Genomic DNA, 26,490 nt, shown 5'->3' with positions numbered 1-26,490 from the left:
GAGATGCTACCCCCGGACCCGCGGCTCAGTGGAATCCGTCTCACAAGATGTCACGGAGCCCCCTGGCCGCCGCGGACGATCTTGAAGTTGAAGTTCGGGGTTCCCAGCGCGCCGAACAGCCGCAGCCACAAGGGCAGCACCATTTCGGCGCCCCGGGCGGTGGTGATGTCCCCGAGGTCGATGATGTCGCGGTGCCCCAGTTCCCTGAGGAGGCCGCTGACGGTTTCCTTGGCTGCGGCGTCGTCCCCGGACAGGAACACAGAGTGGTCTGCGTTCGCCAGCCTGCCCGGATCCACCATGATGCCCGCGTTCATGGTGTTGAGTGTCTTCACCACCTTGGCACCGGGAAATGCCCGCTGGATCTGCTCCCCCAGGCTGTCCGCGTTGACCGGGTCCAGCAGCGGGGGCATGCCGTGCGAGAAGTCCAGGGGGTTGGCGACGTCCACCAGGACCTTTCCCTCGAGCGCAGCCGCGCCGGCGGCCGCCAGGGCGGCCAGGGACCCGGCGCCGTTGGTGGCATTGACCACCAGGGCGCTGCGGCCGGCTGCCTCCGCGAACGTTTCCAGGCCGATGCCGGCATGCCCCGCCTGCCATTCGCGGAAGGGCGTGCCGCCCATCGGACCGGGGCCGGCTCGGCCGGCGGTTGCGCCGGGGTCCCGGGTGCCCAGGACCACCCCATGCCCCAAGGCGCTGAATGCTGCCGCCAGCGTGCGCCCAACAGTGCCGGTGCCAAGAACTGCGATCTCCATGGCAGAACGCTACTCCCTGTGCCGTGCAGGACAAGGACCGCGGAGGAATGAACCTGCCCGCCCGGCCGTTATAGCGGGGGCCAGACGCAACCGGAAGGACCCATGACCACCACCCCAGCCCCAGTTTCCGCCGCCAGGGTGGAGCGTTGGCAGCGCTTCCGCACCAACCGCAACAAGGCCCTGGCGACGCCGCACGGCTGGCTCACCCTCACCTCCTTCCAGTGGCTGGAGGACGCGCCGGCCGCCGTCGACCTGGCCCCTGGCCTGTGGTCCACGGATGCTGCGGGAACGACGGCGTTCCTCACCGCGGTCCCGTCGGACGGGCTCACGCTGGTGGAGACGGGCGCCCCGGTGGATGGCACCATCTCCGCTGTCCTGGCGGACGAGGAGTCGCTGATGTGGGTGCAGTTCGGCGGCCCCGGCGGGGACCGGGTGGTGGTGGAACTGGCCATGCGTGGCGGCCGGTACGCGATCCGCACCCGGGATGCGTCATCACCGGTTTTCACCGAATTCGACGGCGTACCCACCTATCCGTACAACCCGGACTGGGAAGTCACCGGACGGTTCGAGCCCTATCCGGAGCCGGTGGAGGTGCCGATCGTCACGGCGAATCCCCTGGTTGACGGCGTGCACCGCAGCGTGGGCGAGGTGGTTTTCCGCCTCCCGGGCAGCAGCCACGAGTTCCGGCTCCAGGCGGAGGAAGAAAGGCTCGGCGCCCTCACCGTCACGTTCCATGACGAAACCAACGGCGATACCACCGATGAGTGGCGGAAACTCTCCATCCCCAGGCCGCGGCCGGACGGCTCCGTGGTGTTGGACTTCAACCGCGCCATCAACTACCCCAGTGCCTTCACCCCCTACGGCACCTGCCCCATGCCCGTGAAGAACAACAGCCTGGACCTCCGGGTGGAGGCGGGCGAGAAGGAGCCGTACCCCGCCTAATGCCTGGAAAGCCTAGGAGATTGCGGAGATTCCGGTGATGGCCCTCCCCACGATCAGGGTGTTGACCTCGAACGAGCCCTCGTACGTATAGATGGCCTCGGCGTCCGCGAAGATCTTGGCCATCCGGTAGTCGGTAACAATCCCGTTGCCGCCCAGGATGGAGCGGCCCAGCGCCACGGTTTCGCGCATGCGGGCGCTGAGGTAGGACTTCGCCAGGGCCACCTGGGGCATGTTGGCGGCGCCCTCCTCCTGCAGCCTGGCGATGCCGGCCATCATGGACAGGCCGGCCACGGCGTTACCCAGCATGGTGACCAGCTGCTGCTGGATCAACTGGAAGTGCGCCAGCGGCCTGCCGAACTGCTGCCGCTCCACGGCATACTGCCGGGCAACGTCGAAGGCCGCCAGCTGCTGGCCCACCGCCTGCCATGCCACCATGATCCGCGAGCTGCGGAGCAGTTCCTTGGTGTCCTCGAAGCTGCTGATTCCGGCGAAGCGGTCCGCCTCGGCCACCCGGACATCCTCGAAGACAATGTCCGCGTTCTGGACGGTGCGCAGGGCGATCTTGTTCTCGATCCTGCTCCGGCTGACACCCGGCAGGGTGGCGTCCACGATGAAGCCGCGCACCGACCCGTCGGCCTCGTCCCGGGCCCACACCAGCATGTAGTCGCAGAACGTCCCGTTGCCGATCCAGCGCTTGGCGCCGTTCAGCACCCAGGTGTCGCCGGCGTCGTCCGCTTCTCCCGTGGTGGCGTTGATCCGCCGGGCGCGGGTCTCCAGGCCGCCGGCCACGTCGGAGCCGTGCAGGGGCTCGGTCAGCGCGAAGGCACCCGTGGTGCGCAGCTCCGAAGCATCGGCCAGCAGCCGCTGCTTCTGGTCCTCCGTACCGAAAGTGTGCAGCGATTCGACGAAGAGGTCGTGGTGGACCAGGAAGAACGTGGCCAGGGAGGTGTCCACGCGGGTGATCTCGGCGATGACCAGCCCGGCGAAGAGGTGGCTGTAGCCGCGGTGGACCGGCGTGCTCAGCTCCAGTGCGGCCAGCTTGGGCAGGATGTGGGCCGGAAACTCTGCCTTGTTCCACCAGTCGCCGGCATAGGGGGCCACCTCGGCGGCGAGGAACTCCCGCAGCTCGGCGAGCTTGGCCCGTTCAGCCTGGTCCAGCATTGCTTCGACGGCGAAGAAGTCCGCAGCCGGCAGCTGCCCGGCATCCGGCGCACTCATTTCGGTCCCATCCGGATGGCGCCGTCCAGGCGGATGGTTTCGCCGTTCAGCATGGCGTTGTCCACGATGTGCGCCACCAGGTTGGCGTATTCAGCGGGGCGGCCCAGCCGGGAAGGGTGCGGAACCTGGGCCCCGAGGGAGTCCTGCGCTTCCTGCGGCAGGCCGGCCATCATGGGGGTCTCGAAGATGCCCGGGGCGATGGTGACCACCCGGACCAGCGAGCGCGCCAGCTCGCGGGCGATGGGCAGCGTCATGGCAGCCACCGCGCCCTTGGAGGCGGAATACGCGGGCTGGCCGATCTGCCCGTCGAAGGCCGCAACGGAGGCGGTGTTGATGATGACGCCGCGTTCGGGTCCGCCCAGCGCGGTGGCGGCGGGCTCGGTGGCCACCATGGCTTCGGCCGCCAGGCGCAGGACGTTGAAGGTCCCGATCAGGTTGACCTGGATGACCTTGCTGAATGTTTCCAGCGGCAGCACGCCCTCCCGTCCCAGGACTTTTCCGGGGGTGGCAATCCCTGCGCAGTTCACCACGATCCGAAGCGGTCCCAGCCCCGCGGCGGTCCCGACGGCGGCCCGGACGTCGGCCTCGCTGGTCACGTCTGCGGGGGCAAAGACGGCGGACTGGCCGGTTGCGGCGCGGGCGTTGAGTTCGTCAGCCATTGCCTGGCCGCCTGAGGACGGCAGGTCAACGAGCACGACGGATGCGCCGTCGTCGAACAATCGCCGGGCTGTGGCTGCCCCCAGTCCGGACGCCCCGCCTGTCACCAGTGCAACGCTGCCTTTGATGTCCATCCATCCTCCTTGATGTGCGTCCCCATGCCGCGGCGCGGCCCCGAGCAACAGTTAATGAATGTTAACTGAAATTCGGCGCCGCCGCACTCACCCCGCACGCTGCAGTCCCTGGCACCCGCGGCACGGTTAGGGTGGACGGCATGACGTCCAGCAGCACCTCCTTGACCGCCTGGCAGGACAGGGCGAACCACGCGGCCCGGTCCGTAACCTCCCTGTTCGGCCGGAAACTGCTGTTCCTGCCTGGAACCCACCTCGGCGCAGTGCTGTGGCAGGGCAGGCGCCCGGCCGGACAGCCCACGCTCCCAACGCCGGGGCAGGAGCCTGGCAACCACGCCGGGCCACGATGGCGCGCCGCGCTCCGCCGGCTGCGGCCCGCCGCGTCCCTGGCCCTCCCCTGGCACTACTGGTGGCAGGCGCACTACGTTGACTGCCTGGTGGACGCCGGACGGCGGGAACTTGGCGGCGGAGCCACCCCGGCAGCCCGGTTTAACGGCCCGGACCGGCCCAGCGCAGGACACCTGGCCTCACGCCTGGTCACCGGGGTCAGGCTCCGCAACGCCCTGACGTTCGTCAACAGCTACTACGACGACATGGCGTGGCTGGCACTGGCAACGCTCCGCTTGGACAGGCTGGCCGAGGAGACACGACGTCCAGGCCGCCGCCGCAACGCCGTGGTCCGTGCATCGCTGGCGCTGCAGTTCGACGCCGCCTGCACCGATGACCTGGGCGGCGGGACGTTCTGGAGCAAGAAACGGGATTTCAAGAACACGCCTGCCACGGCGCCGGTGGCTTTGTTCTATGCCCGCACCGGCCAGCACGCCAAGGCCCAGGCACTGCTGGACTGGCTGGACGCCACGCTCTTTGACACGGACCAGGCCCTTTACCTTGACGGCGCCCGCCTGAATCCCGCCGGCGAGGTGGTGTTGGAGCGGGCGGTGTACACCTACAACCAGGGCCCGGTACTGGGCGCGCTCCTGGAGTTGGGCGGCGGGGCGAACCTGGCCCGGGCCGCGGTCCTGGTGGACGCCGTGGAGCGGCTGCTGACCGTCCCGGCTGACAGTTCCGGCCCCGGCGCCGGCGCCGGCCCCGGTGGTGCGGTGCTGCGCTGTGAAGGAACGGGCGACGGCGGCCTCTTCACCGGGATCCTCTGCCGTTACCTGGCCCTCGCCGCGGCAGACCAGCGGCTTCCCGGAGCCACCCGCGCCACGGCTGCCCGGCTGGTAACCGGCACCGCCGAAGCGTTCTGGTCCGGCAGGCGCGCCGTCGATGCCGGCGAGGCAAAGGCCCGGGAAGGCACCAGCATCTTCTCCCTGCACGCCGCCCAGCCGGCGGCCGCGACGTATCCGCCGGGCGCCGCCGTCGAACTCTCCACCCAGCTGCAGGCGTGGATGGCGCTGGAGGCCGCCGCGGCCGTCACCGCCGCAGCCGGTTCCTAGCGGATACCGGCCAGCGGCGTGACGGTGCCGCCCTTGAGCGATACCGGGCCATCAGCCACCAGCCGTGCCTCCCTGGGACCGGCCGGTGGAAACGCCAGGGCTGTCAGGGTCCGGCCGGCCACGAAGACCTCCACGGAGGACCGGTCCACGTAGACGGTGAGCCGGACGGTGTCCCCGGCCGGCGGGGCATCCACCCAACGCTCCTTCCGGTAGTCGCCGGCGGCGTCCGCCCGGCCGGCCAGGCCGCTCCCGCCGGCCACCGCATCGCCGCCGCGGTCCACGAAGGCCCGGCCGGCCGCGAAATCGTAGCCCACCGTGGCGTAGGTGGTGCCGCCGCTTTGCAGCAGCAGCCGCGCTTCCCCCGTCCCGTCCGCGGGCCTGGCCAGCTCGACGTCGGCCTTGAAGGCGCCGCTGTCCGGAACCGGGAGGGCCAGGCCGTCACCAATGCTCCCGCCGGGCACCTGCACTGGCGCCCCTTCCAGGGACTGGAGCGCGGCCGTGGGCGAGGACACCAGGGCCGGCCGGCCGCCGTCGGACGCCAGCCGGATATCCCGCACCACGGAGGCGGCCCCGTACCAGCCGTCGGTGGGGAGGTTCCGGGCGTAGGCCCAGTTGTTCATCCAGCCGATGGCGTGCCGGGACGCCGTCCGCTGCGCATCGTCCAGCCGCGGGTCATCCCAGGTGACGGCCGCGTAAAAGTCCGGCCCGCCGTCGAGCCACTGGTGGCCGCCCTCCGGGGCGAAGGCCTTGCCGTCGAAGCTGCCGGTCCAGTAGGCCAGCCCGGTGGTGCGGCCCTCCGCGGATCCGTTGGCGCTCGCTGCCAGGACCCAGGTGCGCCTGGCGGGGTCGCCGTCGAGGTCCAACTGGAAGAAGTCCGGGCACTCCAGGATCCCCAGCCCCTCCTGCTCGAAAGCGGAGACGTACGTCCACTTTTTCAGGTCAGGCGAGGTGTAGAAGCCGATCTTGTGCCCCTCCGCGAGGAGCATCAGCCACTGGTTGTTGGCCTCATCCCGCACGATCCGCGGGTCCCGCCAGTGCTCGGCGCCGGGGTTCTCCATCACGGGGTTCTGCCCGTAGGCCTGGAAGCTGTAACCCTTGTCGGTGGAGTAGAACAGGGACTGGCGCTGGACACCGTCGTGCTGCTGGGTGAGGACGGCGATCACGGTCCCCTTGCCAAATCCGGCGGTCCCCTCGGCGTCCACCACGGCGGAGCCGGTTTCAATGTCGCCCAGGCCGGTGCGGAACTTGGGAATGGCCACCCCTTCGTTCTTCCAGTGCACCAGGTCCGTGCTGGTGGCGAGGAACCACTCGGTGCCGTTCCCGTCCGGGTAGTCGGCGTTGTAGAGGTAGTAGTAATGCCACAGGCCATCGAGGAAGAAAGGCCGCTGCGGATCGTTCATCCAGTGCTGGTCCGGGGTGAGGTGGTACGCGGGCCGGTAGCCGGCCTCGTCAGCGGAGCCGGGGCCGGCGGCAGGCGGCTCAGCGGGTTGGCCCGTTCCGCCCTGCCCGGTTCCGGCGTCCGGGGCTCCGCGCTGCCCGTCACCCTGCTGGCTGGTGCCGCACAGCACCAGCACCCCTGCCAGAACCAGTACTGTGGCGGCGGCCAGGGCCCAGACCATGGGGCGGCGCCGGAAAGCGGCCATAACGACTACGGGAAATTTGGGGGGCATGGTGGCGTCAATCCCTCGCTGAACGCACAAGTGCCGTTCCCCGGGTTCGGGGAACGGCACCAGCGCAAGTGAACGTCAATTTTACCGGCCGGCCGGCCGGGAGCCGAATCCCGCGCGTCACACAGTTGGGACTAGCCCTCGCCCGCGGGGCGCCGTTTCTGCGGGTAGGGAGTCTCGCCCCGCGCCAGCATGTCCACGAACCCGGCGATCCTGCGTTCCCGGGTGGCCGCCTGCTTCGCCGAATTGGTCCTGAACACCAGGGCGAACAGGTTGGTTTTCGTCAGGACCTCGAAGGTGGCCTGGGCCGCCGGGTTGGCCGCGATGGCAGCAGCCAGGTCGTCGGGCACCACGAGGTCGGCCTGCCCGCCGTAGGCCGCTTCCCAGCGGCCGTCCGCTTTGGCCGCCGCCACAGCGGCCCGTCCGGCCCCGGTCATCTTTCCGGCTTCCTCCAGCCGCGCAATGTGCCCCACGTTCCGGGCGGACCAGATGCTCCGCGGGCGCCGCGGCGTCATCCGCTGGAACACGCTCCCGCTGTCCCGGCGCCTGCCCTGCCCGTCGATCCAGCCAAAGCACAGGGCCTCGTCCAGGGCCGCAGCATAATCAAGGGCCGTCACCGTGCCGCCCTTCTTGTGCAGCACCAGCCACACGCCCGGACTGGTGCCGTGGTTCTCTTCCAGCCAGGCACGCCAGGCGGCGGCGTCGGGCAGCAACAGTTCCTCAAGCTCATTGGCCATGGCCTAATTCTGCCCGGGGAATCCCGGGCCACAAGCCCCCTGTGCAGAACAATTCCACGTGGCATCATGGCCCTACAGACCCATCCGCCACCTGAGGACAACGCCATGCTCCGAGTCCGCCCTGTCCATTTCACCTCGCGCACCGAGTCCTGGAAGAAGCTCCTCACCGCCTTGGGGATGGTGCAAACCGAGGACGACGGCGGGTGGCAGGTTTTCGACGCGGCGGCGGGCCGGGTGGCGCTTCACCCTGCAGAGGCCGGGTCAGGCCAGGACGGCAGGACAGAGTTTGCGGTGGAGGTGGGCGACGTGGCCGAGTTCGCGCGCCGCACCAACCTGTCCGCCCGGGAGGAGGGCGCACCACAGGAAGCGGGCACGGGCGGCGGCGGTCCGGCCGAACTGGTCACGGCAGACCACGGTGACGCCTGCCGGATCAGCGCGCCGGACGGCTTCAGCTTCCTGGCGGACAAGGCCGCCCAGGTTGACCAGCGCTCCGACGCCGATCCCGGCCTGGCGGTCGTCGCCGTCTGGTACACCGCCGATCCGGAAGGGGCCGTGCGCACGCTGCTGCATATTGGTGCCCGCCCACGCCCCGTCCCGGACAACGACGAGACCGCGGACTTCACGGCCAAGAACGGCGGCGTCCTCCTGGTGCGGCCGGCCACCGGAGCGTCCAGGTCAGGGCTGGGATTCGAATACGACGGCGGCCTGGAGCCGCTGCAGGAGCGCCTCGCCGCCGCCGGCATCACCGCCAGCGTCACCGAAGAGGCGTTCGGAAGTACCCTCCACGTTGCCAATCCCGATGCCGGCAGCCCCAACGCGCCCGCCACGGTATGGATCTCCCAGCGGCGCCCCATGGGGTAGAACTTAAGCATGAACGTGCGCACACCTGACCCGAATCCCGGCTGGCTCTCCGAAGAAGACCTCTTTGAGGCACGGGGGCGGCTGCCCATGGTGTACGTCGAGGCGGTCCCGGTCCGGCTGGACCCGCTGGGATACGTCAATGAGGTGGGCACGCTGCTGCAGGCGGACGCGGACGGGACCATGGTGCGCTCGCTGGTGTCCGGCCGTGTCATCTACCGCGAAACCATCCGCGCCGCGCTCCTGCGGCACATGGAAAAGGACCTGGGCCCCCTGGCGTTCCCGCAGCTGCCGCTGAGCCCCGTGCCGTTCACGGTGGCCGAATACTTCCCCGCACCGTCCCAGACAGGTTTCACCGACGAGCGGCAACACGCCGTATCCCTGGCCTACGTCATCCCGGTGACCGGTGAATGCGAGCCGCGCCAGGACGCCCTGGAACTGACCTGGATGACCCCTGAGGAAGTCCTCAGCCCCGGCGTCCAGATGGAATTCTCCGGCGGCCGCGGCGGACTCATCCGGCAGGCACTGGCGTTTGCGGGCGTGGGTTTCTAGCCACCCCGCCGGGACGTGGGGGTCCCCGGTTTTGAGTGCCCGCCTTTGTAGACTGTAGGGCGGACCGCAAGAGAACTTAAGGACTCCCATGACCGAATCACCAGCCGCCAGGCACCACAGTGAACAGCAGGCTGGATCTCTGACCACCGGCAGCCACATCCTCCTCCCCGACGGCCGGCGCACTGCCGAAATCGACCAGGTGGAGCTTGAGCACGACGACTTCGGCTCACCGGCACTTGTGCTGGCCAGCCTCTCAGGCGGCGGAACGCTGCGGGTGGCCATCGGCACCATGGTCACGGTGGTGCACGGCGCGCACGACGACGTCACCCAGCTTCCGTTGCCTGCCAACCTCCCGGAGCCCACGGCACCGGTTGAAACCGGCGCACCCAGGGACGCGCGGCAGGAGCAGCCCGGCGCCGGGACCGGTCCCCTCAACGTGGCGCCCGCCGTCGTCGTCCCTCCCCTCCCCCCGGCACCGCCAGCGGTGACCGGGCCCAGCGAGGAAGAACTGGCGCTGATCCCCGCGCCGGCCGGCACCCCCGAATCCGTGGTGGAGGCCGCAGCGGAAGCGCACGCTGATGCGGAGGGCGTCCTGCTCCTGGCCGACAGGCTCTCCAAGGGCGTCAACTTCAAGTCGGGAAGCTGCCTGAAGGACCTCAGCGACCTGGCGCACGAACTGTTCGTCACCCTCAAGGACGCCGACGGCGCACTGTCCGTGGCGGACCTCATCACCGTGCTGCCCTATGACGGAAACCCGGGCCGGTGGACCTCGGTGGAAGCCTCCCTGGCACTGGCCAGTTACATCTGCCGGCAGGACGGCCAGAACGAGCGCGCGGAAGTGTACGAGAAGCTGATCCGCACCCCGGAAAACCAGGAGACGGACCCGTTCAAGGCACGCATGGCGGCCAAGGTTCGGCAGCGCTCGCTGAACGAGCCCAACCTGTACGACAAGGAAATCTTCCGCTCCATCGACAACTCCAACCACGACGCTGAGCGTGAATGGCGGCTGCTGCGGCTGGAGTCGCTGCTGTTCCTGCGGGCGCACGGCGGCTCGGAAACCATTGGGATGTCCGAGCTCGAACGGCGCATCAGCAACGAGCTGGAGGCTGTCCGCTCCTGACCGCCGTGCCGCGTTCCCGCGGCTCCCGGCCGCGGGAAATTACCCCTACCCGGGGCCCTGTCCGGGGCGTACATTCGGGGCTATGACCAACAATCTCAGCGTAGTGATCAACGCCGACGCGCCGCAGGTCTGGACCATGCTGCGCGAACCGTCCAGGGTGGCCCAGTGGCATGGCTGGCAGGCCGAGGACCTGGAGTCAGAAATCAAGGAGATCTACTTCTCCGGCGATGTTCAGGAAGCCCCGGACCATACCAGCCTTACCGTGCACGGCGGGGACACGTTCGAGCTTCACCCGGAAGCCGGCGGGACACGGGTCAGCGTCACCCGCGGCGCCGTGGACCACGACTCCGAGTGGGCTGCCTGGGACGAGGACATCACCCAGGGCTGGCTGACCTTCCTGCAGCAGCTGCGGTTCGCCCTGGAACGCCACCCGCACGGCAAACGTCACACCCTGTTCCTCCACCTGACCGGGGGCAACGGCTCCGCCATTGAGAAGCTGGGCCTCTCCGACCTTCCCGCGCCGGGCGAGCCCTACCAGCTGACGCTCGGCACCGGCGAGGAAATCAGCGGCAAGGTCTGGTACCGGACCAGCCACCAGGTGGGGCTTACAGTGCACAACTACGCCGAACACGGCGAGGGGCTGCTGGTGGTGGCCGACCACCCCGCCATCAAGGACGTCCGCGCGGAAGGTGATGGCTCGTTCGTAATCGCCTCCACCTACGATCTCGGCGCCGGCGCCGTCGATGCCATCCGGCAATCCTGGGATTCCTGGCAGGCTTCGAACTACCCGTCATCGGAACCGGCCAGCTGAGGCATCCGGGCCCGGCTTTACAGGCCCTGGGCGGTTTGCTGGCACACTGGTACGGTGCCTGCCAACCCCGCCTTCGCCCTGCCTGAAACCCGGTCCCAGTTCTCCTTCACTGTAGGCACCCGCCTTTCGGAGTCCTGCCCGCCGTCGGCAGCGCAGGTAACCGGGAACGGCGGGGAATTCCTGGGCCGCACCGGCACCATCACCACCCCGCACGGTGAGATCCAGACGCCGGCCTTCATCGCCGTCGGAACCAAAGCCACGGTCAAGGCCGTCCTCCCGGAGTCCATGGCGGACCTGGGCGCGCAGGCACTGCTGGCCAACGCCTACCACCTTTACCTGCAGCCGGGCCCGGACATCCTGGACGAAGCCGGCGGCCTGGGTGCCTTCATGAACTGGCCCGGCCCCACCTTCACCGATTCCGGCGGATTCCAGGTGATGAGCCTGGGCTCCGGGTTCAAGAAGGTCATCGACATGAAATCCGTGGATGCCTCCGGGCCCGATGACGCCGTGGCTCCCGGCAAGGAACGCCTGGCACACATCGACGACGACGGCGTCTGGTTCAAGTCCCACCTGAACGGTGACCGGCACCGTTTCTCCCCCGAGATCTCCATGCAGGTCCAGCACCAGATCGGTGCAGACATCATGTTCGCGTTCGACGAGCTCACCACCCTGCAGAACTCCCGGCGGTACCAGGAGGAATCGCTGGAGCGCACCCGTCTGTGGGCGGAACGCTGCATCGAGGAACACTTCCGCCTGACGGAGAAGCGGGCGGCCAAGCCGTACCAGGCCCTGTTCGGCGTGATCCAGGGCGCCCAGTATGAGGACCTGCGCCGGAAGGCCTGCCGCGACCTTGGCGCCATGCCGTTCGACGGGTTCGGCATTGGCGGGGCGCTGGAGAAGGAAAACCTGGGCACCATCGTGCGCTGGTGCAACGAGGAACTTCCGGAGGACAAGCCACGGCACCTGCTGGGCATTTCCGAACCGGACGACATCTTCACGGCCATCGAAAACGGCGCCGACACCTTCGACTGCGTCTCCCCCACCCGGGTGGCCCGGAACTCCGCCTTCTACACCCCGGAAGGCCGGTTCAACCTCTCCGGCGCCAAGTACAAGCGCGACTTCGGGCCGCTGCAGGACGGCTGCGACTGCTACACCTGCACCAACTACTCGCGGGCGTACATCCACCACCTGTTCAAGGCCAAGGAAATGGTGTCCGCCACCCTGATCTCCATCCACAACGAGCGGTTCGTGGTGAAGATGGTGGACGATGCCCGGCTGGCCATCGAGTCCGGCACCTTCTTCGACTTCAAGGCAGCGACCCTGGGCCGGTACTACTCCTGAGCATCGCTCCAAGGCGGCTCCGGTAGGGTGTCCCCATGGCCATCGAAATCGCTGCCGCAGCAGGCACCGCAGAGGCCCTGGTGGCCCGCCCGTCCACCGGAACCGGCCCGTTCCCCGGCGTCATCCTCTACATGGATGCATTCGGCCTGCGCCCCCGCATCCAGGAGATGGCCCAGCGCATTGCCGACTGGGGCTACGTGGTGCTGGCCCCCAATGTGTTTTACCGGGAAGGAACAGTCGCCGAGCTGGCCCCTGCGGGCGACATGACGTCCCCGGATGGCCGGGAAGCCGCGGGCAAGGCTGCCTTCCCTCGCGTTGGGCGGCTGACACCGGACAAGGCGCTGCCGGACATTGATGCCTGGGTTTCCGCCCTGGCCGCGCTCGACGACGTGGCGCCCGGCCCCATCGGGACCACCGGCTACTGCATGGGCGCCCGGCTCGCCGTCCGCACCGCCACCTCGCACCCGGAGGTGGTTGCAGCGTGCGGCGGTTTCCACGGCGGCGGGCTGGCAACGGAGGATCCGGACAGCCCGCACCTGGCGCTTGGCAACGCGCGGGCACGGTTCGTCTTCGGGCACGCCGATCACGATCCCAGCATGGGCCCCGACGCCGTAGCCCGGCTGGGCGATGCGCTCACGGCTGCGGGACTTGAGGCAACGAACGCGATCTATGCCGGTGCTCCGCACGGCTATTCCATGGCGGACACCTCGGCGTTCCACCCGGAAGCCACGGAGCGGCACTTCGAGGAACTGCGCGCCCTGCTGGACGGGACCCTGAAGGGCTGACCCGGCGGACCGCCGTCGAACCCGCCGGAAAGGTGCCGGATCGCCGGAACGTCCCGGCGAACGTGACGGGTTCCGGCGAGTTCGGGACGGAGTGGGAACGTACGACGCAGGGCGGCAGCTACGCGGCACTGGTCACCTCTTCCGCGGGCCGGGCTGGGGCGCCGTAACTGGGCTCGCGCCGCTTGATCCAGTTGATGGCCAGCGAGGTCACGGGAACGAAAAGGAACTCCACCAGGGTCTTGTAGACGAAGCCCACCAGCACGTAGTTCACGAAGCTGCCCGGGTCCGCGATCCCGACGACGGGCGCGGCGATGCTGCAGAAGATCAGGGTGTCCACAAACTCACCGGCACCCGAGGAGCCCATGAGCCGTGCCCACAGGGATTTTTCGCCGGTGCGTGCCTTCATCCGGACCAGGATCCAGGAGTTGATGGTTTGCCCGGCCAGGAATGCCAGCAGGGAGGCCAGCACGATCTGCGGCACGGGGCCAAGGGCGCCTTCCAGGGCGGACTGCTTGGCGGCACTGTACTCGTCATCAAACCCGGGCAGCGCAATGACCACCCAGTAACAGAGGGACGCGAAGACGGACAGCGCGAAAGTGGTGATAATGGCCTTGCGGGCCACCTTGAAGCCGTACACCTCACTGATCACGTCGCCCAGGATGTACGCGAGCGGGAAGAGGAAGAAGCCGCCGTCGGTGACGATGGGACCGAATGCCACCCCTTTGGACGCTCCAATGTTGGACAGGATCAGCACCACCGCCATGCCCGCCAGCATGATCCCGAAGTAGGGCGAGCCGATGGCTGCGTATCGGGCTGGGGAGGCGGTGGAAGCCGGCCGGGCGGTTTCGGGCGCTGCGCTGTGTCCTGTTGCAGGGGGCATGGGGGATCCGTTCAGAAGTGGTTGGCCGGGGCCCGGAGTGGGCTGCCGGTTGTATTAGCACTCGGGTCATTGTCGCATTTGGCGGCGTCCTCCACTCTTCGCCGGGCGGCAGACCGGCCCTTCGCCGAGGAGTTTGAACACGTTCAACTTTGTGGCATGCTTTTTTTGAACACGTTCAATAAAGGGGAGGCGCCGTGGCGGCCAAGAGCGAACAGACCAGGCAGCGGGTGGCTGACGTCGCGCTGCGCATGTTCCGCGAGGTGGGCTTCGAGAAGACCACCATGCGCGCCATCGCCGCGGAGGCAGGGGTCTCCGTGGGCAACGCCTACTACTACTTCGCGTCCAAGGATGACCTGGTTCATGAGCTGTACATCCAGGTCCAGGCGGAGCACGCGGCGCTGACCTCGGAAGCGCTGGAAGGGACGGCCGCCCTGGCTGAACGCCTGAAGGCCACACTGCACGCCGGCCTGGACGTCATGGCCCCCTACCACCGGTTCGGCGCGGACTTCGTGGCTACCGCGATCCGGCCCACGTCACCGGTGAACCCTTTTTCGGCAGGGTCCACGCCCGCGCGGGAGGCGTCCCTGGACATCTTTCGGCGCACCGTGGAGGGGGCCAAACCCGCCGCACCCAGGAAGCTACGGGCCGACCTGCCGGAACTGTTGTGGCTCTGCTACATGGGCGTCACCCTGTTCTGGGTTTATGACACCTCTGAAGGCCAGCGGCGGACCAGGAAACTGGTGGACGGCGCGGCTCCCCTGGTGGCCCGGGGGCTCTCTCTGGCACGCATCCCGGGCGTCAGCAAGGTGCTTGACGACGTCCTGGACCTGAGCCGCAGCATTCGCAGCTAGGCAATGAACGAACAATTGGGGGAAAAGATGGACACCGTGAAAACCGTTGTGCTGGCAGGGGCTTCCGGCTTCATCGGCACGTATCTTCGCCGGCGGTTCCAGGAAGACGGATGGACCGTGCGCACCATTGGACGCACGGCAACCGGCAGTTCCGCGGCGGCATGGGACGACGGCGACGGCATGGTCCGGGTGCTCAACGGAGCCTCCCTCGTGGCGAACCTCGCCGGACGCTCCGTGTCCTGCCGCTACAACCAGCGGAACAAGGCCGTGATCATGGACTCCCGCGTGGCCACTACCCAGGCGCTGGGGCGGGCCATCGGGCAGTGCACCGCACCGCCGTCGACCTGGCTGAATGCCAGCACGGGCACCATCTACCGCGATGCCAGGGACCGCCCCCAGTCCGAAGCTGACGGCGGGCTAGGCTCCGGGTTCTCCGTGGACGTGGCCAAGGCCTGGGAGGCGGCCCTCGAGGCAGCCACGACGCCGGCCACCCGGAAGATCCCGCTGCGGATCGCCATCGTGCTGGGCCGCGGCGGCGGTGCGCTGGCGCCGTTTGCCAACCTGGCGCGGCTGGGGCTGGGCGGCCACATGGGCGACGGCGGACAGAAGTTCAGCTGGATCCACGTTGAGGACCTCTACCGCAGCATCCGCTTCCTGCACGCGCGGACCGATATCACCGGACCGGTCAACGTGGCATCGCCGGACGTGGTCAGCAACAGGGAAATGATGCGCCTGGTGCGCCGGGCCTACGGGGCACGCTTCGGACTCCCCACCCCCGCATGGCTCCTCCGGGCAGGTGCCGTCCTGATCCGCACGGAGACCGAGCTGGTACTCAAGAGCCGGTGGGTCCAGCCGCGGAAACTTCTTGACGCGGGCTTCGTCTACAGCGAGCCGGAGCTGGGGCGGGCGCTGCTGCAGATCGCCAAGGGCCGGAGATGACCCGCCCGCTCCGCGTCACCTTCGGCCCCGGAGCGTTCCTTCCCGGTGCGTTCCTCACCGTCCTGGTCTTCGGGTTCCCCCTGGGCGTTCCCGGCTACATCTACGGAACGCTCTCAGCGATGCTTCTTGGAATGCCCCTGGCACTGGCTGCCGGGATCTGCATGCGTCCCGTCCGCAACCAACTGCTGCACGTCCTGGCCATCGGCGTGGCCGGGCTGGCCACCGGCATGCTGACGCTCATGTTCATCACGGGGAGCCACTGGGCTGCCATGTGGGGCACGGTCCTATGGACAGGATTCTCCGCGGCGCTGGGGCGGGCAGCCGTGTCCGGCCTCGTCACCATCCATGACGCACCTGCGCCGGAACACGTTGCTGCGCAGGAGCCCGGCCCACCGCTGGAACCCTGACCAGCGGGCACCCGCGGCCGCTGTACGGAGTCACATGGAAAGCGTCCGACCCCGGGTGGCAGGATGGGTGCATGACTTCCGCAACCCCTGACGCAACGCTGCCCGCCGCAAGTCCCGCCGTCGTCCTCACCATTGCCGGCTCCGAAGCCACCGGCGGCGCCGGTGCGCAGGCCGACCTGAAGACTTTTCAGGAACTCGGCGTTTTCGGCATCGCCAACCTCACCTGCATCGTGTCCTTCGACCCCAAGGACAGCTGGAACCACCGGTTCGTGCCGCTGGACCAGCAGGTGATTGCGGACCAGTTGGAGGCCACGACGGCGGCCTACGGCCCGGCGTCGGGCGCGCCTTCGGCGTTGGACACGGTGAAGATCGGCATGCTGGGCAGCCCGGCCACCATTAGCACCGTGGCCGGGGCCCTGCAGGAGAACAGCTTCACCAACGTGGTGCTGGACCCGGTACTGATCTGCAAGGGCCAGGAGCCGGGGCACGCACTGGACACGGACCAGGCCCTGAAGGCCCAGATCCTGCCGCTGGCCACGTTCGTCACGCCCAACCACTTCGAGGCTGAGTCGTTGTCCGGGCTGGAGATCAAGGATGTGGAGTCGCTGAAGGCCGCTGCCGTCCGCATCCACGAACTCAGCGGCGCGGCCGTCCTGGCCAAGGGCGGGGTGCGGCTGGAAGGCCCGGACGCCGTCGACGTCTTCTACGACGGTGAGACCCTCGAAGTCCTAAGCGCCCCGAAGGTGGGCGAGGTGGCCGTGTCCGGCGCCGGCTGCTCCCTCGCCGCCGCCGTGACGGCGGAACTGGCCAAGGGGGCCACGCCGCTGGACGCGGCCCGGACCGCCAAGGAGTTCGTCACCGCCGGCATCCGCAACCGCGTTGCCTCCGGCGCTCCGTTCGATGCCCTGTGGCAGGGCGGCGCCCGCTAGCGCCGAAGCCGCCCTGCCGCCGTCGTCCTAGCGCCGGGGGATGTTGCGCAGGTTGCTGCGTGCCATGCTCACGGCCTCGCCCGCGCCGCGGTTCAGCACCACCTTGGACATGGCGGTGGCGAAACCGAGCACCTGGGAGCCTGAGATTTTCGGCGGGATGGACAGCGCATTGGGGTCGGTGATGAGCTCCACCAGGGACGGGCCGGGGTGCGCGAACGCTTCCCGGTACGCCGCCTCGATCTGCGAAGGATCGGTGACCCGCACCGCGTGGAAGCCCAGCGCCTGTGCCACGGCCGCGTAGTTGGCGTCCGGGACGTCCACGCCGAAGTCGGGCAGCCCGTCCACCAGCATCTCCAGCTTGACCATGCCCAGCGTGGAGTTGTTGAACACCACCACGTTGACCGGCAGCTTGTAGGCGGCGGCAGTGATGAGCTCGCCCAGCAGCATGGACAGGCCGCCGTCGCCGGAGACCGAGATAACCTGCCGGCCAGGGTACGCCAGCTGGGCGCCGATGGCATGCGGCAGCGCGTTGGCCATGGAGCCGTGCAGGAAGGACCCGATCAGCCGGCGGGTGCCCAGCGGATTGATATACCGCGCGGTCCACACATTGCACATGCCCGTGTCCGCGGTAAAGATGGCGTCCTCCGCCGCCACCTGGTCCAGCAGGGACGCCGCGTATTCCGGATGGATGGGCTGCTTCTTCTCCACCTTGCGCGTGTAAGCGCCCACGGCCTTGTTCATCAGCCGGTCGTGCTTTTTCAGCATCTGGTCCAGGAACCGGCGGCTCTTCTTCGCCTTCACCAGCGGGAGCAGTGCGCGCAGGGTGGGCAGCACGTCGCCGTGGACGGCGATGTCGACGTCGGTCCGGCGGCCCAGCCGGTGGGCCACCCGGTCCACCTGCGCGGTGCGGGTGTCTGGCAGGAACTGGTCGTACGGGAAGTCGGTGCCCAGAAGGATCAGCAGGTCGGCGTCCTCAATGCCCTCCGCCGCCGCACCGTACCCCAGGAGTCCGGTCATGCCGATGTCGAACGGGTTGTCGTACTGGACAAAGTCCTTGCCGCGCAGCGAGTGGCCCACCGGTGCCTTGGCGAGGTCGGCGAGCGCCATCAGCTCACTGTGCGCACCCTCCACGCCGGCGCCGGCGAAGATGGCCACCTTGCCGGCCTCGTTGATGGCATCCGCGAGGGCCTGGACGCTGGCCGGGTCCGGGACCAGGCTGGCGGGGCGGAAGGTGGCAGGCAGCGGGGTGGGACCGGCGGCCTCCAGCCCGGCGATGTCGCCCGGCAGTGTCACGACGGCCACGCCGCCAAGACCCAGCGCGTGCTGGATGGCGCTGTGCATGACCCGCGGCGCCTGCTCCGCGGTGCTGACCAGTTCCGAGTACACCGAGCACTCGTTGAACAGCCGGTCCGGGTGGGTCTCCTGGAAGAAGCTGCTGCCGATCTGTTTGCTGGGGATGTGCGAGGCGATGGCCAGCACGGGCGCGCCGGAGCGGTTGGCGTCGTAGAGCCCGTTGATCAGGTGCAGGTTACCGGGGCCGCAGGATCCGGCGCACACCGCAAGCCTGCCCGTGAGCTGCGCTTCGGCTGCGGCGGCAAACGCGGCAGCTTCCTCATGGCGGACGTGGATCCAGTCAATGCCGCCCTTCGCGGAGCCTCCGGTCTGGCGGACGGCGTCCACGATCGGGTTGAGGCTGTCCCCCACAATCCCGTAAATCCGCTGCACGCCGGCAGCCTGGAGTTGTTCGATGAGCTGGGTGGCAATTTCCTTGGCCATGGGTGCAGACTCCCCCTGTTGTGGTGGTGTTGACACTGGCCAATATAGTCCGCCCACCTGCGCCGCCCTCCCGGCGCACTCCGCCGGGTCCCCGACGGCCTAGTTCAGGGCAGCTTCGGGCGCCGCTTTCGCTTCGGCCGCGAGCGCTTCCGCGAGCAGGGTGGCGGTCCGGACAATGAACGCACGACGCCGGGTGGTCCGGTCCGGGCTGCCGCCCGCCAGGAGGGTGTCGATCTGGGGCAGGACAGGCCAGCCGTCGCAGAGGGTGACGACGGTTATCAGCAGGTCCGCGGCGTCCGTGCGATCGATTCCCGGCAGGACGTCCAGGACCTGGCCTACCTTGATGGCGCAGTGGTCGGACCGGGTGGCCCGGCTCACGGTTTCGCCGCCCCGCTCCAGGCCCTCCCAGAACAGGAGCCGGGGCAGGACCCCGTCGCTGGTATGCCGGTCAAAGAGGCGGCCGGCGTATTCCCCGAATGCCTCCGGACCGCTCCCCGTGATGGGCACCTCGGTCATCACGCGGATCATTTCGGCGGCCAGGACGGCGTCGAACAGCTCGTCCTTTTTGCCGAAGTACTGGTAGATGCGTTCCTTGTTGACGCCTGCGGCAGCAGCGATGCGGTCCACCCGCGCTCCGGCGAGCCCCTTGGCACTGAATTCCTCGGTGGCAGCAGCCAGCAACAACTCTTTGGTCCGCTCCGTGTTCCATGCCATGACATAAGTCTACGCAATTCCAACCAAGTAGTTGCAATTGCAAACGCTGGCGGCTTATTGTCGTTCCAAGCAATTAGCAACTAATCAGTTGGAGTTTCCGTGGACACCGTTTCGACGCCCGCCGCCCCCTCCGCAGGCCAGCCCGCCTCCTTGTGCAGTTCCCAGCCGCTTCCCGCGTCCTTGCCGGCACCCGCGGCGCCGTCCATCCACGTCCGCGCGGCGATCACGTGGCTGGCCATCTTCCCGCTGGTAGCCATCGGCATGATGGCCACCGCGCCCTTGATGGAAGGCTGGCACCCGATCTTCCGCGCCATGGGATTGACCATGGTGGTGGTCCCCACCGCGGTGTACGTGGTCCTGCCCCGGCTGTTCGCCGCGCACGGGTTCCTGGCAGCCAGGCGCGGCGACCGCCGCTAAGGGTGCCCCCGGCGTTCCGCGCCCACGTCCCGTTGCATCACAAAGGAGGCGTACGACGGCGGCCCGGCAGCCGGCGTCGTACGCCTCCTTTGGAAACAGGCACCCCTGGTGCCATCCGGACTAAACGCCCAGCGGGTCCTTATCCTTGCCGCCGTCCTGCGGAGACTGCTCCCAGGCGTGGCCCTGTTCGTGGTCCAGGTGTGTGGACTTCTTGTTCTTCAGCGCGAAGATGTAGACCAGCAGCGAGATGGCGATGGCCACGGTGACGTAGGTGAAGAACAGTTCTTCCTGGCCGGCCTTCTGCAGTGCCGCACCGATCAGCGGGACGGTGCCGCCGAAAAGTGAGTTGGCGATGGCGTAGCCCAGGCCGACGCCAAGCGCGCGGATGGAGGCGGGGAAGAGTTCGGCCTTCACCAGGGCGTTGATGGAGGTGTAGCCGCCCACGATCAGCAGGCCGCCCATCATCAGCAGGAACGCCATGAAGGGATCCTTGGTGCCGGCCAGGGTGGAGAGCAGCGGCCAGGTGAAGAGCACGCCGGTGATGCCGAACCAGAGCAGGAGCGGCTTGCGGCCCACCTTGTCCGAGATGATGCCGTAGACCGGCTGGAGCAGCATGAAGATGAACAGCGCCCAGAAGTTGATCACGGAGGTGTCGGTCTTGGCGATGCCGGAGGTGTCATTCATGAACTTCAGGATGAAGTTTGTGTAGGTGTAGAACGCCACGGTGCCGCCAAGGGTGATGCCGATGCAGATCAGCAGCGGCTTCCAGTAGCTGGTGAACAGCAGCTTCATGGTGCCCGGCTGGGCCTGGCCGGCAACGGCGGGGACCTTGGCTGCCTCGATCTGCTCCTCGGAGACGGTTTCCTCCATGGACCGGCGGAGCCACAGCACCACCAGGGCGGCCACACCGCCGATCGCAAACGGGATGCGCCAGCCCCACTCGCCGAGGTCGCCCTTGGGCATGACGTTCTGCAGGACTACCAGGACCAGCAGGGCCAGCATCTGGCCGCCGATCAGCGTGACGTACTGGAAGCTGGAGAAGAACCCGCGGCGCTTGGTGGTGGCTGCCTCGGACATGTAGGTGGCGCTGGTTCCGTACTCGCCGCCCACGGAGAAGCCCTGGATCACGCGGATGAGCACCAGCAGGATCATGGCCCACAGCCCGATGACGTCCTGGGTGGGCAGCACCGCGATGGCGAAGGAACCTGCGGACATCATGGTCACGCTCAGGGTCAGCGCCGCCTTGCGGCCTTTCCGGTCGGCGTAGCGGCCGAAGAACCAGGCGCCGATGGGGCGCATCAGGAACGACGTCGAGAAGACGGCCATGGCCTCGAGCCCGGCCTGCAGGTCATCCTTGGAGTTGAAGAAGTGGGACTGGAAGTAGGCGGCGAAGACGGTGTAGACGTAGAGGTCGTACCACTCCACAAGGTTGCCTGCGGAACCCTTCAGGATGTTGCCCACGGCCCGCCGGGTCTGGGCCGCCTCCGACAGGGGCGCGGTTTGTTGGGTGCTCATCAGTGAGTTCCTCCTAATGTGACGTGCGTCCTCCAACGCCGGAGGGCCCCATCCACGGTATGGGTGATCCACTGCACAGCCAACGCCGCGGGGCATTTCCTAACACTTCCTTAGGTTTAACCCGCGTGTCCCTCCCCGGCCGGCCCGCCGCCGTCGGGCAAAACCTTTCCGCAGGCGGTAGTCTCCTGAGGCGGGGGATGATCCGGAGACCGCTGCAAGAGCAAGGAATGGCCATGGACGTGCTCATCGTCGAGGATGACGACGCCATGGCCGGTGCCCTCACCGCCGCCGTCGAAAGCGCCGGGCACCATCCGCAGCGGCTGGCGCGGGGCGCGGACGCCCTGCTGGCCCACCGCAATTTCCAGGTGATCCTCCTGGATCTGGGGCTGCCGGACATGGACGGGCTGGAGGTCCTCCGCAAACTCCGCCAGGTCACCGACGTTCCCATCCTGATCCTGACCGCGCGCGATGACGAGCGCAGCGTGGTGCTGGGCCTCCGCTCCGGCGCGGACGACTACCTGGTCAAGCCGGTCAAGCTGGTGGAACTGCTGGCGCGGATCGAAGCGGTGACGCGGCGGGCCGGACGCGGTGGCGGCATGTCGCAGGAGCACGTCATCGTGCTCGGCGACGTGGCGGTGGACCTGAACCGGCACTCCGCTTCCAAAGCCGGCCTGCCGCTGGCCCTGACCGCCACGGAGTTCGAACTCCTCGCCCTGCTGGCACGCCATGCCGGCTCGGTCGTCACCCGCGAACAGATCCTGGACACCCTCTGGGGCGACGCTTTCCTTGCCTCCTCCCGCTCGCTGGACGTCCACCTCACGGGGCTGCGGGCAAAACTGCAAAAGCCCGGCTTCATCATCAACGTCCGCGGGGTGGGTTACCGCGTGGAGGCGGCCGGATCATGAGGCTGCGGGTGCTGGGCGTGCTCAGCGTGCTCTGTTTGGCGGTGGTGTTCCTGATCTCTGGCACCATCCTCACGTCCGCGTCCCGCGAGCTGACCCAGGAGCTGCAGATCAATCGCGCAGCCTCCCTGAACCGGCTGGCGCAGGTGGCCTTCGATGCCTCCGCCGACGGCGACACCGCTCGGCTCCAGCGGGAAATGGACACGTACTCCGGGTTGTACGGGGAGGGCATCGTGGTGCGCGTCCAGCAGGCCGTCCTTCAATCCGGCAGCCTGGCTGCGGACCGGCCCGACGTGCAGGATGCACTCTCCCTTGCCCGGTTGAACGTCAGCAACACGGCCCTGGAACCGCTGGAACCCTTCAGCTCCGGCCCGCGGGTCATCTTCCGTCCGTTCGGCAGCGCCAGCCAGGTGCTCGGAGCCGTGGTGCTGGACGTGGACGCCGGCGCCGCCCGGCAGAAACTCCGGGAACGGTGGTTTGCCGTGGGCCTGGCAGCGCTGGCCCTTGCCGCCGTCCTCCTGCTGGGCGCGGCCCGGGTGACTGGCTGGGTCCTCCGGCCCGTCCAGCGGCTGAACTCGGCGGTGCATGAACTGGAGCGGACCGGCCGGGCGGGCCGCCTTCCGGAGGACGGGCCACCGGAGCTGCGGGAACTGAGCCGTTCCTTCACCGTGATGGCCCGCACCGTGAGCGCCAGCATGGCAGCGCAACGGCAGTTGATTGCGGACGCGTCACACCAGCTGCGCAACCCGGTAGGGGCGCTCCGGCTCCGGCTGGACCTGCTTCAGCTTGAACTGAAGACGGCCCGCGAACATGACGCGGCCGAACGCGCCGTGGCGGAGCTGGACCGGGTGGAGGAGATCCTGGACGGGGTACTGAAGCTGGCGGCCGCAGAGCACCGGGCCTCCGAGGGGTACCTGCGGGCCGCCGGCAACCTGGAGGACCTTCCGGCGCCGGATCCGGTGGACCCCTATCCTGTCCTCCAAGGGGAGATCGAACGGGCCGCGCCGCTGGCGGAACAGGCAGGGTGCCGGTTGGCCCTCTCCCCGCCGCCGCAGCCGCCGGCACTGGTTTCCTGCCACCCGGCGGAGCTGGCCCAGATGGCGGCTGAACTCATCAACAACGCCCTCAAGTACGCCCCCGGCGCTACCGTGACCGCCGCGGTCAAGCCTGGCGGGGACAGGGTGGTGGTGGAGATATCCGACGACGGTCCAGGGCTTCCCGCCCCGGAGCGGGCCTCGGCCGCCACCAGGTTCTGGCGCTCCCCCCGGCATTCATCAGTCCCCGGAACCGGGCTTGGAATGACCATCGTGGGTGAGCTCGCCGCGGCCAACGGCGGCCGCCTGGTGCTGGCCGAAGCGGCTCCGCATGGGCTCGCCGCCAGGCTCGAATTCCCCTCGACCCGGGCCACCGTGCGCTTCCGGACGCCGGCAGCGGCGGTGCCCATGCGTAGGCCACCTGCCCCGGACGGAGCCGCCCCGCAGCCGCCGCGGCGGTCCGTACTCAAGTCGGTTTTCGCCGTCGGACTCGCGGCCGGCCTTCCGCCCGCCCTCGCGGCGTGTACCGGCGGGGAGCGGCCGGCGGACCTTGTGGTGGCCGGCGGTGAACCGGGTGGCTTCTACCTTGAGTTTTCAACCCTCCTGGCCGCGGCGCTTGAACGCCACGGCGTGGCCGGCCATGCCCGCGCGGAGGCCACCGGCGGAAGCCTGGACAACATCGCCGAGCTGAAGGCGGGACGCGCCGCCTTTGCCGTGGCCCTCGCCGATGCGGCCGGCCAGGCAGGTGGAGACGAATCGGAGATCACCGCCGTCGGAAAGGTCTACGAGAACTACGTCCACTGCGTCGTGCGGAAGGACAGCGGAATCCGGGACATCGCCGGGCTGGCGGGGCGGCGGGTTGCTGTGGGGCAGCCCGGGTCCGGCACCTCGCTCACCACTCCCCGGCTGCTGGAAGCGGCCGGCTTGGGGACCGCGCCGGAGTCCTCCGCCCCCTCCGCCGGAACAGCCGCCGTGGAACATCTCGGCCTGAATGACGGCATCGCCGCACTGAAGGCGGGGACGGTGGATGCCCTGTTCTGGTCCGGCGGCGTGCCCACTGCCGCCGTCGCCGCCGCACAGCAGGACGTTGCGCTGGGGCTCCTGGACCTGTCCGGGCTGCTGCCGGAACTTCGACGGCGGTACGGCGGGCTGTACGACCGTGTCCTGGTTCCGGAGGGCAGCTATCCGGGCATCCCAGCGGTGTGGACGGTGGGCGCACCCAACCTGCTGCTCTGCCGGCGGGATCTGGACGACGCCACGGTGGAGCGGACCGTCCAGCTCCTGGTGCACTCCGCCGCCGAACTCATTCCGCAGTCCAGCCTGGGCGTGCAGTTCCTCAGCGCGGAGAGCCTCATCAACACCGCCGGCGTCCCCCTGCACCCCGCCGCCGCGGCCGCGTACCGGGCACTCCACGGCTGACCCCACGCCCGCTCACCTTTCGCAGGAGATCCTCCAACGCCTGCTCACTTTTGGTGGCTAAAACCCCAACGCCCACTCACCTTTTGCAGGAAAGTTATGCGGCGCCGGGAGGAAACGGGCGGAAGCTGAAGGGTGTCCTATGACCCGGAGTGGGTCTGCAGGAAGCTGTACACCTCGGTCTCGTCCACGCCGGGGAAAGCTCCGGGAGGCATCGCGGCGAGCAGGTGCGAGTGCGCCCGGGCGGACGGCCAGGCGTTGCCGGCCCACTGGCTTGTCAGCTCGGCGGGAGGCCGCTTGCAACAGGTCGGATCCGGGCAGTTGGACGTGGCCCGGGCGGTGGTTTCGCGGCCCCGGAACCACTTCACATGCTGGTACGGCACGCCGATGCTGAGCGAGAATTCGCCGCTGGTGGACCGTTCGGTACGGGCGGTGCACCAGTAGGTTCCGGAGGGTGTGTCGGTGTACTGGCTGTAGGCGCTGAACTTGTCCGGCACGTCGAACACGGCACGGGAGGTCCAGGCCTTGCACGACGGCTGGCCCTCGATGGCTCCGGTGTGGTCCTGGGGGAAGTTCACGCCGTCGTTCTCGTAGGCCTTGTAGATGATGCCGCTCTGGTGCGTCTTCTGGAAATGTGTGGTGAGGCCCAGGTGCTTGGTGGCCAGGTTGGTGAAGCGGTGTGCTGCGGTCTCGTAGGACACCGCGAACGCGTCCCGGATGTCCTCCACGGCGATTTCCTTGGCCGCTTTGGCTTTTTGCAGAAATTCAACCGTGGCCTGCTCGGGCAGGAGCAGTGCTGCGGCGAAATAGTTGGTGGCTACCCGCTGGGCCAGGAAGTCACCGTAGTTTTTAGGCGTCTCATGGCCCAGGACGTAGTGGCCCAGGGCCTGCAGCAGCACCGAACGGGGGTCGTGGTCCTGCCGCTGGCTCTGCGTCAGGTAAATTTTGCGGTTCTTCAAATCCGTCACGGACCGGGTGGAATGCGGCAAATCCCCCACATGGTGGAGGGTAAACCCAAGGTGCTCGGCGATGTCCGCGATGACGTGCTGGCTGAGCGGGCCGGTGGTGTAGCCCACCTCCTTGAGGACCTTCTGCGCCTCTGCCTCGTACTCCGGGAAATAGTTGCCGCGTTCCCGCATCATGGCCCGGAGTTCACCGTTGGCGCGGCGGGCTTCCTCCGGGGTGGCCACCTGCTCGTTCATCTTCCGTTCCAGCTCGTGCAGCAGCCCCACCTGGGCCTCCAGCACATCCAGCGGAAGCCGCGAACTGATGCGGATTTTTGGCAGGTTCAGCGACTCATACAGCGGCCCGCGCTGGTACCGTTCCAGCTCGATTTCGAGGGCGGCGCGGCGGCTGGGCGGCTCAGCCCCGAGCAGCTGGTCGATGCTGACGTTCAGCGCCGCTGCCAGGTGCTGCAGCAGCGTCAGTTTGGGCTCGCGCTTGCCGTTTTCAATCAGGCTCAGCTGGCTGGGAGCAGTGCCGACGGCGGCGCTCAGGTCATCCAGGGTGAGCCCGGCTTGTTTGCGGAGATGGCGGACGCGGCGGCCCAGCGCGATGACGTCCAGTTCCGCTGCGGCGGCTGACGGTGGCCGGGAAACGTCCCTGCTCCAGCTTGAAGGCGACATTTCTGAAGAATACGTGAAGAAGTGCATTTCTTTCCATAGTTTTTCTCTAGAAAGGGGGTTGAAAGTGCTGAAAAGTAG

At 68.3% G+C, this 26,490-nt stretch carries 25 protein-coding genes and 1 pseudogene; 16 read left to right on the top strand and 10 right to left on the bottom strand.

Annotation, left to right across the window (positions count from 1 at the left end; translation table 11 throughout):
* Positions 1-50: 50 nt before the first annotated feature.
* Positions 51-749 (bottom strand): NADPH-dependent F420 reductase, encoded by a 699-nt coding sequence (locus tag HNO81_RS15495; protein WP_175318998.1) that lies wholly within the window; start codon positions 747-749, stop codon positions 51-53.
* 102 nt (positions 750-851) lie between these two features.
* Between HNO81_RS15495 and HNO81_RS15490 the strand changes: the two genes are divergently transcribed.
* On the top strand, positions 852-1,691 hold the full coding sequence (locus HNO81_RS15490; protein WP_175318997.1) for a DUF1684 domain-containing protein: 840 nt from the start codon (positions 852-854) through the stop codon (positions 1,689-1,691).
* Between the two features lie 12 nt (positions 1,692-1,703).
* Here HNO81_RS15490 and HNO81_RS15485 read toward each other — a convergent pair whose 3' ends face one another.
* Both HNO81_RS15485 and HNO81_RS15480 read right to left on the bottom strand, forming a co-directional pair.
* Positions 1,704-2,909, bottom strand: coding sequence for an acyl-CoA dehydrogenase family protein (locus tag HNO81_RS15485; protein ID WP_175318996.1), 1,206 nt, complete (start codon positions 2,907-2,909; stop codon positions 1,704-1,706).
* Positions 2,906-3,700, bottom strand: coding sequence for a 3-hydroxyacyl-CoA dehydrogenase (locus HNO81_RS15480; protein WP_175318995.1), 795 nt, complete (start codon positions 3,698-3,700; stop codon positions 2,906-2,908). The genes HNO81_RS15485 and HNO81_RS15480 overlap by 4 nt, the downstream gene beginning before the upstream one ends.
* Positions 3,701-3,840: 140 nt before the next feature.
* Here HNO81_RS15480 and HNO81_RS15475 point away from each other — a divergent pair, with 140 nt between their 5' ends.
* Complete coding sequence (locus tag HNO81_RS15475; RefSeq protein WP_175318994.1) at positions 3,841-5,136, top strand: glycoside hydrolase family 76 protein; 1,296 nt, start codon at positions 3,841-3,843, stop codon at positions 5,134-5,136.
* Here the strand turns inward: HNO81_RS15475 and HNO81_RS15470 are convergent.
* Both HNO81_RS15470 and HNO81_RS15465 read right to left on the bottom strand, forming a co-directional pair.
* Entirely contained in the window at positions 5,133-6,806 is a 1,674-nt protein-coding gene (locus HNO81_RS15470) for a glycoside hydrolase family 32 protein (protein ID WP_175318993.1), read from the bottom strand. The two genes, HNO81_RS15475 and HNO81_RS15470, sit on opposite strands and share 4 nt — an antisense overlap.
* A gap of 131 nt (positions 6,807-6,937) precedes the next feature.
* The gene (locus HNO81_RS15465) at positions 6,938-7,540 is read right to left on the bottom strand and encodes a YdeI family protein (RefSeq protein WP_175318992.1); all 603 of its coding nucleotides are present in this window, start codon (positions 7,538-7,540) and stop codon (positions 6,938-6,940) included.
* Positions 7,541-7,645: 105 nt separating this feature from the next.
* On the opposite strand from HNO81_RS15465, the gene HNO81_RS15460 reads away from it, so the two are divergent.
* The 6 genes from HNO81_RS15460 to HNO81_RS15435 all read left to right on the top strand — a co-directional run bounded on the left by HNO81_RS15460 (position 7,646) and on the right by HNO81_RS15435 (position 13,007).
* On the top strand, positions 7,646-8,401 hold the full coding sequence (locus tag HNO81_RS15460; RefSeq protein ID WP_175319016.1) for a VOC family protein: 756 nt from the start codon (positions 7,646-7,648) through the stop codon (positions 8,399-8,401).
* 9 nt (positions 8,402-8,410) lie between these two features.
* Positions 8,411-8,950 carry an NUDIX hydrolase family protein gene (locus tag HNO81_RS15455; RefSeq protein WP_141158190.1) on the top strand — a complete coding sequence of 180 codons (540 nt, stop codon included), beginning with the start codon at positions 8,411-8,413 and terminating at the stop codon, positions 8,948-8,950.
* Positions 8,951-9,038: 88 nt separating this feature from the next.
* The gene (locus HNO81_RS15450; protein ID WP_175318991.1) at positions 9,039-10,070 is read left to right on the top strand and encodes a DUF6707 family protein; all 1,032 of its coding nucleotides are present in this window, start codon (positions 9,039-9,041) and stop codon (positions 10,068-10,070) included.
* Positions 10,071-10,152: 82 nt separating this feature from the next.
* Positions 10,153-10,881, top strand: a complete 729-nt coding sequence (locus HNO81_RS15445) for an SRPBCC domain-containing protein (protein ID WP_175318990.1) — start codon at positions 10,153-10,155, stop codon at positions 10,879-10,881.
* 54 nt (positions 10,882-10,935) lie between these two features.
* The gene (gene tgt, locus HNO81_RS15440; RefSeq protein ID WP_175318989.1) at positions 10,936-12,222 is read left to right on the top strand and encodes a tRNA guanosine(34) transglycosylase Tgt; all 1,287 of its coding nucleotides are present in this window, start codon (positions 10,936-10,938) and stop codon (positions 12,220-12,222) included.
* Between the two features lie 35 nt (positions 12,223-12,257).
* Positions 12,258-13,007, top strand: a complete 750-nt coding sequence (locus HNO81_RS15435; RefSeq protein ID WP_175318988.1) for a dienelactone hydrolase family protein — start codon at positions 12,258-12,260, stop codon at positions 13,005-13,007.
* Between the two features lie 118 nt (positions 13,008-13,125).
* On the opposite strand, the gene HNO81_RS15430 is transcribed toward HNO81_RS15435, so the two are convergent.
* Positions 13,126-13,887 (bottom strand): queuosine precursor transporter, encoded by a 762-nt coding sequence (locus HNO81_RS15430; RefSeq protein WP_175318987.1) that lies wholly within the window; start codon positions 13,885-13,887, stop codon positions 13,126-13,128.
* Between the two features lie 194 nt (positions 13,888-14,081).
* Here HNO81_RS15430 and HNO81_RS15425 point away from each other — a divergent pair, with 194 nt between their 5' ends.
* The 4 genes from HNO81_RS15425 to HNO81_RS15410 all read left to right on the top strand — a co-directional run bounded on the left by HNO81_RS15425 (position 14,082) and on the right by HNO81_RS15410 (position 17,013).
* Entirely contained in the window at positions 14,082-14,738 is a 657-nt protein-coding gene (locus HNO81_RS15425; RefSeq protein ID WP_175318986.1) for a TetR family transcriptional regulator, read from the top strand.
* A 27-nt stretch (positions 14,739-14,765) separates the two neighbouring features.
* The gene (locus HNO81_RS15420) at positions 14,766-15,677 is read left to right on the top strand and encodes a TIGR01777 family oxidoreductase (protein ID WP_175319015.1); all 912 of its coding nucleotides are present in this window, start codon (positions 14,766-14,768) and stop codon (positions 15,675-15,677) included.
* Entirely contained in the window at positions 15,674-16,084 is a 411-nt protein-coding gene (locus HNO81_RS15415) for a hypothetical protein (protein ID WP_175318985.1), read from the top strand. The genes HNO81_RS15420 and HNO81_RS15415 overlap by 4 nt, the downstream gene beginning before the upstream one ends.
* 71 nt (positions 16,085-16,155) lie before the next feature.
* Complete coding sequence (locus HNO81_RS15410; protein WP_175318984.1) at positions 16,156-17,013, top strand: hydroxymethylpyrimidine/phosphomethylpyrimidine kinase; 858 nt, start codon at positions 16,156-16,158, stop codon at positions 17,011-17,013.
* A 27-nt stretch (positions 17,014-17,040) separates the two neighbouring features.
* On the opposite strand, the gene HNO81_RS15405 is transcribed toward HNO81_RS15410, so the two are convergent.
* Both HNO81_RS15405 and HNO81_RS15400 read right to left on the bottom strand, forming a co-directional pair.
* Positions 17,041-18,789, bottom strand: coding sequence for a pyruvate dehydrogenase (locus HNO81_RS15405; RefSeq protein WP_175318983.1), 1,749 nt, complete (start codon positions 18,787-18,789; stop codon positions 17,041-17,043).
* A 99-nt stretch (positions 18,790-18,888) separates the two neighbouring features.
* Positions 18,889-19,503, bottom strand: a complete 615-nt coding sequence (locus HNO81_RS15400; protein ID WP_175318982.1) for a TetR/AcrR family transcriptional regulator — start codon at positions 19,501-19,503, stop codon at positions 18,889-18,891.
* 99 nt (positions 19,504-19,602) lie between these two features.
* On the opposite strand from HNO81_RS15400, the gene HNO81_RS15395 reads away from it, so the two are divergent.
* On the top strand, positions 19,603-19,920 hold the full coding sequence (locus tag HNO81_RS15395) for a hypothetical protein (protein ID WP_371818286.1): 318 nt from the start codon (positions 19,603-19,605) through the stop codon (positions 19,918-19,920).
* A 120-nt stretch (positions 19,921-20,040) separates the two neighbouring features.
* Here the strand turns inward: HNO81_RS15395 and HNO81_RS15390 are convergent, their stop codons facing one another.
* Positions 20,041-21,435, bottom strand: coding sequence for an MFS transporter (locus HNO81_RS15390; RefSeq protein WP_175318981.1), 1,395 nt, complete (start codon positions 21,433-21,435; stop codon positions 20,041-20,043).
* A gap of 233 nt (positions 21,436-21,668) precedes the next feature.
* Between HNO81_RS15390 and HNO81_RS15385 the strand changes: the two genes are divergently transcribed.
* The 3 genes and pseudogenes from HNO81_RS15385 to HNO81_RS15375 all read left to right on the top strand — a co-directional run bounded on the left by HNO81_RS15385 (position 21,669) and on the right by HNO81_RS15375 (position 24,790).
* Positions 21,669-22,340, top strand: coding sequence for a response regulator transcription factor (locus HNO81_RS15385; RefSeq protein WP_175318980.1), 672 nt, complete (start codon positions 21,669-21,671; stop codon positions 22,338-22,340).
* A pseudogene (locus HNO81_RS15380) lies at positions 22,337-23,734 on the top strand (sensor histidine kinase); the annotation flags it as partial. The gene HNO81_RS15385 and the pseudogene HNO81_RS15380, both read left to right, overlap by 4 nt.
* Positions 23,735-23,779: 45 nt before the next feature.
* Positions 23,780-24,790, top strand: coding sequence for a TAXI family TRAP transporter solute-binding subunit (locus tag HNO81_RS15375; RefSeq protein ID WP_175319013.1), 1,011 nt, complete (start codon positions 23,780-23,782; stop codon positions 24,788-24,790).
* 137 nt (positions 24,791-24,927) lie between these two features.
* Here the strand turns inward: HNO81_RS15375 and HNO81_RS15370 are convergent, their stop codons facing one another.
* Positions 24,928-26,439 carry a helix-turn-helix transcriptional regulator gene (locus tag HNO81_RS15370; protein ID WP_175318979.1) on the bottom strand — a complete coding sequence of 504 codons (1,512 nt, stop codon included), beginning with the start codon at positions 26,437-26,439 and terminating at the stop codon, positions 24,928-24,930.
* Between the last annotated feature and the right edge of the window lie 51 nt (positions 26,440-26,490).

It is taken from the genome of Pseudarthrobacter sp. C4D7 (assembly GCF_013359725.1).
In the GTDB taxonomy this organism is placed as follows: Bacteria; Actinomycetota; Actinomycetes; order Actinomycetales; family Micrococcaceae; genus Arthrobacter.
Note: the sequence above shows the minus strand (reverse complement) of the source record. Positions and strands in the feature narration are given on the sequence as shown.

Bases quoted from the DNA above. Each gene is read 5' to 3' on its own strand.
- HNO81_RS15400 (WP_175318982.1), bottom strand. From the start codon at position 19,503: ATGGCATGGAACACGGAGCGGACCAAAGAGTTGTTGCTGGCTGCTGCC.
- HNO81_RS15390 (WP_175318981.1), bottom strand. From the start codon at position 21,435: ATGAGCACCCAACAAACCGCGCCCCTGTCGGAGGCGGCCCAGACCCGG.
- HNO81_RS15420 (WP_175319015.1), top strand. From the start codon at position 14,766: ATGGACACCGTGAAAACCGTTGTGCTGGCAGGGGCTTCCGGCTTCATC.
- HNO81_RS15445 (WP_175318990.1), top strand. From the start codon at position 10,153: ATGACCAACAATCTCAGCGTAGTGATCAACGCCGACGCGCCGCAGGTC.
- HNO81_RS15375 (WP_175319013.1), top strand. From the start codon at position 23,780: ATGCGTAGGCCACCTGCCCCGGACGGAGCCGCCCCGCAGCCGCCGCGG.
- HNO81_RS15480 (WP_175318995.1), bottom strand. From the start codon at position 3,700: ATGGACATCAAAGGCAGCGTTGCACTGGTGACAGGCGGGGCGTCCGGA.
- HNO81_RS15405 (WP_175318983.1), bottom strand. From the start codon at position 18,789: ATGGCCAAGGAAATTGCCACCCAGCTCATCGAACAACTCCAGGCTGCC.
- HNO81_RS15460 (WP_175319016.1), top strand. From the start codon at position 7,646: ATGCTCCGAGTCCGCCCTGTCCATTTCACCTCGCGCACCGAGTCCTGG.
- HNO81_RS15485 (WP_175318996.1), bottom strand. From the start codon at position 2,909: ATGAGTGCGCCGGATGCCGGGCAGCTGCCGGCTGCGGACTTCTTCGCC.
- HNO81_RS15435 (WP_175318988.1), top strand. From the start codon at position 12,258: ATGGCCATCGAAATCGCTGCCGCAGCAGGCACCGCAGAGGCCCTGGTG.
- HNO81_RS15450 (WP_175318991.1), top strand. From the start codon at position 9,039: ATGACCGAATCACCAGCCGCCAGGCACCACAGTGAACAGCAGGCTGGA.
- HNO81_RS15370 (WP_175318979.1), bottom strand. From the start codon at position 26,439: ATGCACTTCTTCACGTATTCTTCAGAAATGTCGCCTTCAAGCTGGAGC.
- HNO81_RS15410 (WP_175318984.1), top strand. From the start codon at position 16,156: ATGACTTCCGCAACCCCTGACGCAACGCTGCCCGCCGCAAGTCCCGCC.
- HNO81_RS15430 (WP_175318987.1), bottom strand. From the start codon at position 13,887: ATGCCCCCTGCAACAGGACACAGCGCAGCGCCCGAAACCGCCCGGCCG.
- HNO81_RS15495 (WP_175318998.1), bottom strand. From the start codon at position 749: ATGGAGATCGCAGTTCTTGGCACCGGCACTGTTGGGCGCACGCTGGCG.
- HNO81_RS15490 (WP_175318997.1), top strand. From the start codon at position 852: ATGACCACCACCCCAGCCCCAGTTTCCGCCGCCAGGGTGGAGCGTTGG.
- HNO81_RS15465 (WP_175318992.1), bottom strand. From the start codon at position 7,540: ATGGCCAATGAGCTTGAGGAACTGTTGCTGCCCGACGCCGCCGCCTGG.
- HNO81_RS15415 (WP_175318985.1), top strand. From the start codon at position 15,674: ATGACCCGCCCGCTCCGCGTCACCTTCGGCCCCGGAGCGTTCCTTCCC.
- HNO81_RS15470 (WP_175318993.1), bottom strand. From the start codon at position 6,806: ATGCCCCCCAAATTTCCCGTAGTCGTTATGGCCGCTTTCCGGCGCCGC.
- HNO81_RS15455 (WP_141158190.1), top strand. From the start codon at position 8,411: ATGAACGTGCGCACACCTGACCCGAATCCCGGCTGGCTCTCCGAAGAA.
- HNO81_RS15475 (WP_175318994.1), top strand. From the start codon at position 3,841: ATGACGTCCAGCAGCACCTCCTTGACCGCCTGGCAGGACAGGGCGAAC.
- HNO81_RS15385 (WP_175318980.1), top strand. From the start codon at position 21,669: ATGGACGTGCTCATCGTCGAGGATGACGACGCCATGGCCGGTGCCCTC.